The organism is Gemmatimonas sp. (assembly GCF_046594945.1).
Taxonomy (GTDB): domain Bacteria; phylum Gemmatimonadota; class Gemmatimonadetes; order Gemmatimonadales; family Gemmatimonadaceae; genus Gemmatimonas.
The window spans coordinates 1-8,621 of sequence record NZ_JBKJRB010000073.1; the positions used below are offsets into that span (position 1 = coordinate 1).

At 62.1% G+C, this 8,621-nt stretch carries 8 protein-coding genes; 4 read left to right on the plus strand and 4 right to left on the minus strand.

All coding sequences use genetic code 11. The features are described from left to right. Together ACLL97_RS08210 and ACLL97_RS08215 are read right to left on the minus strand one after the other, a co-directional pair. A partial coding sequence (locus tag ACLL97_RS08210) for a CHRD domain-containing protein (protein ID WP_411279991.1) occupies nucleotides 1-351 on the minus strand: 351 nt, incomplete at its 3' end. Nucleotides 352-457: 106 nt separating this feature from the next. Then, a complete protein-coding gene (locus ACLL97_RS08215; RefSeq protein ID WP_411279992.1) occupies nucleotides 458-1,363 on the minus strand; it encodes a serine hydrolase in 906 nt (301 codons plus the stop codon). Between the two features lie 132 nt (nucleotides 1,364-1,495). On the opposite strand from ACLL97_RS08215, the gene queD reads away from it, so the two are divergent. Further along, the gene (queD, locus tag ACLL97_RS08220; protein ID WP_411279993.1) at nucleotides 1,496-1,873 is read left to right on the plus strand and encodes a 6-carboxytetrahydropterin synthase QueD; all 378 of its coding nucleotides are present in this window, start codon (nucleotides 1,496-1,498) and stop codon (nucleotides 1,871-1,873) included. Nucleotides 1,874-1,876: 3 nt separating this feature from the next. On the opposite strand, the gene ACLL97_RS08225 is transcribed toward queD, so the two are convergent. Continuing rightward, nucleotides 1,877-4,186, minus strand: coding sequence for a PAS domain S-box protein (locus ACLL97_RS08225; RefSeq protein WP_411279994.1), 2,310 nt, complete (start codon nucleotides 4,184-4,186; stop codon nucleotides 1,877-1,879). A 124-nt stretch (nucleotides 4,187-4,310) separates the two neighbouring features. Here ACLL97_RS08225 and ACLL97_RS08230 point away from each other — a divergent pair, with 124 nt between their 5' ends. Beyond that, nucleotides 4,311-5,177, plus strand: coding sequence for an aldo/keto reductase family oxidoreductase (locus tag ACLL97_RS08230; RefSeq protein WP_411279995.1), 867 nt, complete (start codon nucleotides 4,311-4,313; stop codon nucleotides 5,175-5,177). 295 nt (nucleotides 5,178-5,472) lie between these two features. Here ACLL97_RS08230 and ACLL97_RS08235 read toward each other — a convergent pair whose 3' ends face one another. Beyond that, nucleotides 5,473-6,282, minus strand: a complete 810-nt coding sequence (locus ACLL97_RS08235; protein ID WP_411279996.1) for an alpha/beta fold hydrolase — start codon at nucleotides 6,280-6,282, stop codon at nucleotides 5,473-5,475. On the opposite strand from ACLL97_RS08235, the gene ACLL97_RS08240 reads away from it, so the two are divergent. Both ACLL97_RS08240 and ACLL97_RS08245 read left to right on the plus strand, forming a co-directional pair. Next, the gene (locus ACLL97_RS08240) at nucleotides 6,282-6,992 is read left to right on the plus strand and encodes a hypothetical protein (RefSeq protein ID WP_411279997.1); all 711 of its coding nucleotides are present in this window, start codon (nucleotides 6,282-6,284) and stop codon (nucleotides 6,990-6,992) included. The two genes, ACLL97_RS08235 and ACLL97_RS08240, sit on opposite strands and share 1 nt — an antisense overlap. Before the next feature lie 516 nt (nucleotides 6,993-7,508). Next, nucleotides 7,509-8,309: a hypothetical protein gene (locus ACLL97_RS08245; protein ID WP_411279998.1), complete on the plus strand. Its 801-nt coding sequence runs from the start codon at nucleotides 7,509-7,511 to the stop codon at nucleotides 8,307-8,309. Nucleotides 8,310-8,621: the final 312 nt, after the last annotated feature.

Here is an 8,621-nt window from a genome sequence, read left to right on the forward strand (position 1 = left end):
CGTCAGGTCGAGCACCAGATCGATGCTTCCCCCCGTAACGCTGAGTGGAAATCCGACGAAACTGGGCGTGGTGGTCGCGACGCCCGCCGTACCGGTCAGCGCCGTTGCGGTGCAGCAGTGCAGGTGCGCGGCGGTGGTGGTGCCGGTCAATCCCGAGAACGAGCCCACGATCGTGAGTGTGTTTCCCGCTAACGACAACAACGCGAAGCCCGTGCCGGCCGACGCATTCGGTGGCGCCTCGTTCGCGCCATTCATCGTGGCGCTCCACGTCTGCGCGGCCGCCGTCGTGGAAAGTGAAGCAAGCGCAAGTGTGATGGCCGCGCTCACGTACGGCATACGAAAACGATTCATGAACCCCTCCCCATCGAGTGACGTTCTCGACAATCGTCGCATTGACGATCTCAGACGTACACGCAGCATGACGCGAGCCACCGTCGCGCTTCTCGTCCCAGAGTCCCTACTTCCACGCTTTCACGATGGCTTCGCCGATCCGGCCGATTACCGCGTTCCCCTCGGCGTCCATCCAGTAGCGCGTGTCGGTGTTCTCCTTCGTGAGCACGCAGGCCACGACCCGAGCCGGCAGCGAGAATACACCGCAGTCGGTGCGTGACGCGTCCACGTCACCACTCTTGTGCGCGAGACGTGTGCCGTAGGTGAAGCGCGCCAGCTTCGAGTCGTCCTGGTTGTCCGCCAGAATGCGCAACATGGTCGAGTCGGCCGTCGGGCTTACCGCCTTGCCCTGTGCCAACAGTACGAACAGCTGCGCCATCTCATTCGGCGTCGTCACCCCAAGTCCGTATTTGGCGGAGCTATCGGGGGCGACGCTGGCAATGCGGGTCATCGATCCACTGTGCACTTTGGTGTGTGAGAGACCGAGCGCTTCCATTTTCTGCCAGACGCGCCGGATCTTGATGCGATCGAGCACGAGATTCGTGGCGGTGTTGTCGCTTAGCGTGCTCATGAGATAGGCCACGTCCCAGAGCCGAAGGGTGAGCGGCGTACGGAGGTTCTGGAGTTGCCCCGCGCCGCCCACTTTGTCGATCTCGCTGAGCACGATGGGATCGTCGAGCGTAAGCAGCTTCTGCTCGGCCAAGTCGAACAGCGTGACCAGAATCGGCACCTTGATGAGAGAGGCGGTGGAGAAGGTCTCATTACCGCGCTGCTCGAGATGCTCGCCCGTCTCGAGGTTCGTGATGCTGTAGCCGACCACCCCATGATGCGCCGCCGAGAGGCTGTCGAGCGTGCGACGTAGCGCCGCCGATTTTGTACTCTGCGCACCGGCGTCGTGAGACGACGCGAGCAGAAACACGGCACACACTATCGCAAGGGCACCGATTACGGCGCGGGAAGAGTGAGCGGACATGGGACAGACTCCGGCAGAGCAGTGGGAGAAGGGCGACGCCTTTGCTGATGGCACTAATGTGCTCGCCGTGCGGATGCGGCGTGAGTTGATTCAAGAAGGATGTGTGCTACGATTCGGACAGCGGAGGCGCTAATGGAGATCTACAAGCAGTTCACCTTTGAAGCCGCGCACCGGTTGCCGAACGTGCCACCGGGGCACAAGTGCGCGCGGCTGCATGGGCATTCGTTCGAAGTCACCGTCCACGTGCAGGGGCCGCTGTCGGCCCATGAGGGATGGGTCATGGACTTCGCCGACCTGAAAGCGTCGGTGAAGCCGATCATCGAGGAGCTCGATCATTACTATCTCAACGACATCGCCGGCCTTGAGAATCCTACGAGCGAGGTGATCGCGCGCTGGATCTGGCAACGGCTCGTGCGCACGCTGCCTGGTCTCAATCAGATCGTCGTGCGGGAAACGTGCACCTCGGGGTGTGTGTACCGCGGCGAAGACGAGGCGCCTGCGCGCACCTGACGTTCAGCGGGCAAGCGTGCGAATGATTATCTCGACGACGGTGTTGGTGGACATCGGCTTGTATATCACGTCTACCACGTTCGCTCCGCGTGGACCATCCGCGCTCACATCGCGGCTGAAGCCGGTCATGAGTATGACGGGAATCGCCGGGTAGCGCACGAGCAGTTCCTCGGCGAGGCGATCCCCCGACATGTTGGGCATCGCCACGTCAGAGAGCACGAGATCAGGACGCACGATGCCCTCGTCGAGCTGCTGCAGCGCGTCCCGTCCGTCATGACTCGTGTACACAGTGTAGCCGCGCCGCTGCAACGCCTTGGCGAGGGCGCGCGCGAGTGCGGGCTCGTCGTCCACCACCAGCAGCGTGCCTTCCGCCATCGTGAAGTTCACCGCTTCGGGCGGGTGCGCCGCCGGTTCCCTCGCGACGAGTGGAAGTTCGATGCGAAACGACGTCCCGTTCCCCGATGCGGTGTCGACGGCGATGCTGCCACCGTGAGCCAGCACCGTACCGTGCGCGACCGCTAATCCCATCCCACTGCCTTCGCCGACCTTCTTGGTGGTAAAGAAGGGCTCGAAGATGCGTCGCGCCGTGTGAGCCGACATGCCGATGCCATTGTCCTGTACGGTGAGTACGGCGATGGCGCTGCCGTGTGCATCGTGGTCGCAATGCAGCGTCACCGCAATGGCCGGCATGGTGGCGGAACGCACCGCGTGTTCAGCGTTCACGCAGAGATTGACGAGCACCTGTTGCAGCTCGCTCGCATTGCCCGAAATAATGACCGGCGCCTCGGGGAGCGCGACCTCCAGATGCACGCGCGCGGACATCGTGGAGCGCAGCAGACGAATGCTTTCGGCCGCGAGCGCGGTCAGGTCGATCGCGCCGTGCTCGGTGTCTGCCTGCCGACTGAAGGTGAGGATCTGTTTGATCAGGTCCCGGGCGCGCAAGCTGGCAATGCTGATCGACTCGAGCTCTTCGGCCACGGCCGCCGGCACGTTGGGCTCCCCCAGCGCGAGGTCGACATTGGCCACGACCACGGCCAGCATGTTGTTGAAGTCGTGCGCGATGCCACCGGCGAGTGCGCCCAACGACTCCATGCGCTCACTCTGTTTGGCTTGCGCGGCCGACATGAGTCGCTCCGTTTCGTCTTCCACGGTGCCGACAAATCCGGTGCATCGATCGCGCTCGATGACGGCTGCGAGCCAGAGGCGCAGCGCGCGGTCCTCCTCGATGCCGTCCGCGCCAACACGTCGGATACGGAACTCCGTTACAAGGTCCGCACCCGCTCGTGTCGCGCCGTCGAGTTCGTCGGACACCAGATCGCGATCATCGGGATGCATATGCATCAGGATGCCGTCGGTGCACAGCTGTTCGGCGGAGATGCCGAGCATCGACGCGAGTCTGGCATTCACGTAGAGGTAATTGCCCTGCGCATCGGCCAAAAAGATGCCGAGCGACGAGGCGGAGGCGAGCAAACGGAAGCGCGACTCACTGACGCGCAACGCCTCTTCACCGACGATGCGCTCGGTCACATCGTGCGACACGACTGACACACCGTACACGTCGCCGGCCTGGTCGAACATCGGACTGAGAATATGATCACGGGAAGAAACGCGTCCTCCAATAATCGAGCGCGTCGCGCCTTGTACCGGCTGACCCTGTAGCGCCTTGTTGTACCACGATTTCCAGAGCGCACGGCGCTCGGGGTCGGTATTCACGTCGGTCACCACGTCGCCGATCTCTGGAGGACGTCCGGTGATTTGCTCAACGAGCAGGTTGAACTGCTGGTTGGCACTCAGGAGTCGATGCGAGCGGTCGACGGCCCAGATCGGCGTCGGGGTGTTGTCGAGGACGGCGCGCAGGCGGCTGCGCTCTTTGACCAGCTCCCCGACCAGTCGTCGGTAAAATTCATCGGGCACTGGCGCTATCGGCTGCGACAGCGTGAGCCGTGGGGCCGGGGTTGACTTGTGCGACGACAGATCGACTACATAGCCCATCCACTGGTCAGGCTGGTCGGGAATGAACGCCCAGACCAGCAAGACGGGTATGCGAGAGCCATCCTTCCGAAAGAACTCTTTTTGGTAGGGCACGGTAAAGCCACCGCTCGCGGCGGCCTGACGCACGCCGGCCTCATCGAGGTGCAGGAACTCCGGCGGAGTGAGCTCTGGCCAGTCGATGCGACCAGCGGTGAGTTCGTCCTGCGAATACCCCACTATGCTGAGGAACGCGTCATCGGCGGCGGTGAGCCGCCCACCCGTGCCCCACACTACGCCGACGGGCGTATCGTAGACGTGCGGCCCCGCGATCGGTGCACCCATGGTGGAAACCGGCTAAAGGCAGGCAGTGGCGTTATCGGGCTCGTCCGGTACATCGGGCCAGCTGAACCATAACCATATCTCTACGGCGGACATTTTGCACACTTCGTCATCGGTAGAAGGCGGGATGTCACTCTCTCCCATAGTGGCCGGCGCGTGGCGTCTGGCTGATTGGACGTGGAACGCAGCGGAACGGCTAGCGTGGATCGAGGGCTGTCTCGACCTCGGCGTCACGAGTTTCGATCACGCCGACATCTACGGTGGTTATCGGGTGGAGGAGCTGTTCGGCGAGGCGTTGGCGCTCTCGCCCAGCGTGCGGCAGCGCCTGCAGTTGGTGACCAAGTGCGGCATCCGGCTGTGCCATCCCGCGCGCTCGGCGCACCGCATCAAGCACTACGACACGTCAGCACCGCACATCATCGCGAGCGCGGAGGAGTCCCTGCGCCTGTTGGGCACCGACTATCTCGACGTGCTGCTGCTGCATCGACCCGACCCGTTGATGGACGCCGACGAAGTAGCACGCGCCTTCGATGAGCTACGGACGTCTGGTAAGGTGCGCTATTTCGGCGTGTCGAATTTCAGTCCGGCACAGTATGACGTGCTGCAAAGCCGCACCCCGCTGGTGACGAACCAAATCGAATGGCATCCGCTGCACCGCGCACCGCTCACCGACGGCACGCTCGATCATTGTCAACGTCGACGTATCCGCCCAATGATCTGGTCGCCCCTCGCCGGCGGCACGTTGTTTACGGGCGAAGAGGCAGCCGCCCGCCGGGTGCGCGGCATGCTGCAGCAGATCGCCATCGCGCGCGGCGTGAGTGCGGCAACGATCGCGTTCGCCTGGTTGCTGCGTCATCCCAGCCGCCCCATTCCAATCGCGGGCTCAGGGCGCCTGGAGGCGATGCGCGAGGCAGTTGCGGCCACCACGATCCGTCTCGACGCGCAGGAGTGGACGGAGATCTATACGGCGGGTACGGGGAGGGACGTTCCGTAGTACTGGACTAGATCTGACAACAGCAATCCCAACGGCAAACGCAAATAGCCAATAGCAAACAGCACCAGCACACAGCACACAGCACACAGCACACAGCACACAGCAAAGAACTGGAACACGGAGATGACGGATGAACGGTAACGCACGGGATAAACGAAACAGCGGCGACGCGTTCTTGCTTATCGGTGCTATTCCGTGAAATCCGTCGTTTCCGTGTTCCAGCCGTTGCCGTTGCCGTTGTCGGTCGTTGCCGTTGTCGGTCGTTGCCGTTGTCGGTGCTCGTCACCGATGCTGCCTACCGGTTTCCCCACGCTTTGAGGATTTCGTCGAGGTCCAGGTCAGGTGCAAGGAAGCAGCTGTGACCGTGACCGTGCAGTACGCGCATCGCGGCGTTCGGGACGCGAGCGGACATGTAGGTCGCCTGCTCGACCGAGGGAATCAGGTGGTCCTCGTCGGCCGCGAGAAAGAGCGTTGGCAGACGGATCTCTTTGAGTCGGCGCCGAAGGTCGTAGCGGGCTAGGATGCGCAGCCGGTTGATGTAGCCGTATCGGGTGGTGGCACGGGTGAGCAGGAGAAAGCGGCGAATCTCGTCGTGGTGTGTGTGCGCCGAGTGCAGGCGCGATGCCGTCAATCGCCGAACGAGTCGCATGGTGCCCCAGGGTACTATGCGTGCGGCCGCGATCGCGGCGTAGAGCTTAAGTTTTGGTGTGATGCGTGAAAAGGAATTCAAGATCACCAGCGCACGGACACGTTCCGGATGAGCGAGCGCAAAACTCATGGCCAGGGCGCCCCCGAACGATTCGCCAACTACAACCGCTGGTGTGCCGTCAGGCACGGCATCGTCCAGCTGGCGCGTAATCTCAGCCACCAGCGTGTCCATGCTGCGCGCGTCGTCGCGCAGTCGGAAGGTGATCACACGGAAGCGATGCGCCAGCCGTCGGGACTGTCGGTAGAAAAGCAGACCCGTGCCGTCGAGACCGGGAATGTAGATCAGTGGTGGCCCTTCGCCCTGAACGTGACAATGTTCAGGGTGGTGCGATGCGGGCACAATGTCCCCAAGGTCGCTCACCACCGTTCGCTCCGCCTTCACATGCGTACTGCTCAATGACTGCGACCTCGCGTGGTACGGCTCGGTTCCTGTGGGCCTCAGTGTCGGTGGTGGTCGTGGAAACGATCATCACCGGCCTCGCGCTCGCGCCTGCTGTGCTGTTCATACATTGGCAGTCCACGTGGCCAATGTCCACATGGATTCGCCTGACGTTGGCGTCGCTCGGCTTTGCGCCGGTGTATCTGGTGTGCGCCTGCTCGCTGATGCTGTACTCGGCGCTCGCGACGAAAGCCCTCGGCTGGCGCACGCCGGCCAGCGTCACCGTGCCGCTGCGGGAGTTCAGCTGGCCGGTGCTGAACTGGGGACGCTATCTCATGACCATCCACGTGGTGCGTGTTCTCGCCGGCCCCGCGTTCCGTTCCACCACGATCTGGAACTGGTACATGCGTCTCAACGGCGCGCGTATCGGACGCAATGTATGGGTGAACAGTCTCGCGCTGATGGACCACAACCTGCTCGACTTCGCCGACGGCGTAGTGATCGGCTCCGATGCGCACGTGTCGGGTCACGTCGTCGAGCACGGCATTCTCAAAACTGCCCCCGTTCGGCTCGGTCGGAACACGCTTATCGGTATCGGGAGCGTGATCGGTATCGGCGTTGAATCCGGCGACGGCGTGCAAGTTGGCCCCCTGTCCGTGGTGCCCAAGTTCACGCAGCTCGAGACCGCAGGTGTATACGTCGGCGTGCCAGCCGTGCGGGTGCACTAGGCGCAGCAGTCGGCAAGCAGCAACAGCCTGTAATGCACATCACGCCTTCGTGATGGCGGTCACCGGATAACTCGACTGTGATCGCCACTGCTCACGTCGAGATCGCTTGAAGTGATACGCCAGCTCGCGCGACGTTCGCAGCTCCAAAGCAGCTCCCCCTTTATGCTACGGAGGTTCACGGTGCCCGACGAAAAAGTGCTTCGGCCAGATATCAATCTGCGCAAGCCGTTCACACCGACGGCCGGTGCGGATGGCGAAGATATTCCGCTCGCTGAATCAAATCGTGTCCGCATTCAATCGAAGGTGGCGAAACGACATCGGATGACCGAACAGGAGTCGGCGGCGCTCGATGCGGCCGACACGTCTGTCAATGCGATCGACACCCTTACTCGCGAGGAACGGCAGTTCGCGCGTGAGCATGCGCCGGCGATGCAAGCGGCGTTGATCAAGGGTATCCTTGCCAAGGCAGAACCTTCGAAGTTCATACTTGGCGATGATGATGATGACGTCGAGCGCGTGATCGCGAAGGGCATCGGCTCGCTCGATGCCTCACTCATGGAGCGTCTCGCGCCGCGTGCCATGATGCTCATGAAAGATGAGCCCAAAGCGCAACGTATCGTCGGCGCGCGTTCTTTGCAGGCCATGCGCGAACCGATGCGCATCAAGAAGCTGATCGCGCGCCCTTCGGTCACGCCGCCGGAAAGGTCGCGGGTGGTCGTGCGGCCGCGTCAGGACAATGACGACCGCCCAGTCTATAAGCGCGTGATAGCAGAATTGCGGGCGATCCACGCCGTTCGCATTACCACGCCGCGCGATAACCCAGACGAGATCGTGCTGGGCACCGTGCTCATTGGCGCCGGCGGAAACGTTGCGTCCGGATATGCAGGGGATATGGGCGTCTTCGAGAACGGCGACCGCTACAGTTACGGCGAACTCCCGCTCGGCCAGTTTAGCCTTGCGTCCACCGACGGTTACCCGAAGCACATGTACGTCCTCTTCAAGCTCGTCGAGACAGACAGCGATGGGAAAGAAGTGGCTGCCGATCTAACCAAGAACATTGGGTTTCTCGCATCCACCATCGTTGGTGCGCTCGCCACACCGCTGGTTGGTGCCGCCGTCGGCCTCGTTATCACGACCCTCGGGTCGTTCTTCCAAGGGCTCGTCGACGAGGATGAATTCCCGATCTTCGGCAAACGCCTCACCCTCGACGACATGTACGACCTCGGCGGCAGCGTCGGTCCCGCTGAACGTACTGGAAACATCGGTGGGCACGGCGGTACCTACCGCATCGGCTACCGCTGGTTGATGGGCGCGTGATCCACCAGCGTTCGCAGTAAGAGCCAGCCGCAAACAACTGCAACAGTCAGAACAGCAACTACAACTACAACTACAACTACAACTACAACTACAACTACAACAGCAACAGCAACAGCAACAGCTGGAACACGGAGAGCACTGATCAACGAAAACGCACGGGATAACATCAACAGCGCCTGTTTGCTTATCGCGTGAATTTCCGTCAATCGGTTACATCCGTGTTCCAGCTGTTGCTGTTGCTGTTGCTGTTGCTGTTGCTGTTGCTGTTGCTGTTGCTGTTGCTGTTGCTGTTGCTGTTGCTGTTGCTGTTGC

What these genes read in the sequence shown, in the direction of transcription:
- ACLL97_RS08215 (WP_411279992.1), bottom strand. Translation starts at nt 1,363, where the DNA reads ATGTCCGCTCACTCTTCCCGCGCCGTAATCGGTGCCCTTGCGATAGTG.
- queD (WP_411279993.1), top strand. Translation starts at nt 1,496, where the DNA reads ATGGAGATCTACAAGCAGTTCACCTTTGAAGCCGCGCACCGGTTGCCG.
- ACLL97_RS08225 (WP_411279994.1), bottom strand. Translation starts at nt 4,186, where the DNA reads ATGGGTGCACCGATCGCGGGGCCGCACGTCTACGATACGCCCGTCGGC.
- ACLL97_RS08230 (WP_411279995.1), top strand. Translation starts at nt 4,311, where the DNA reads ATGTCACTCTCTCCCATAGTGGCCGGCGCGTGGCGTCTGGCTGATTGG.
- ACLL97_RS08240 (WP_411279997.1), top strand. Translation starts at nt 6,282, where the DNA reads ATGACTGCGACCTCGCGTGGTACGGCTCGGTTCCTGTGGGCCTCAGTG.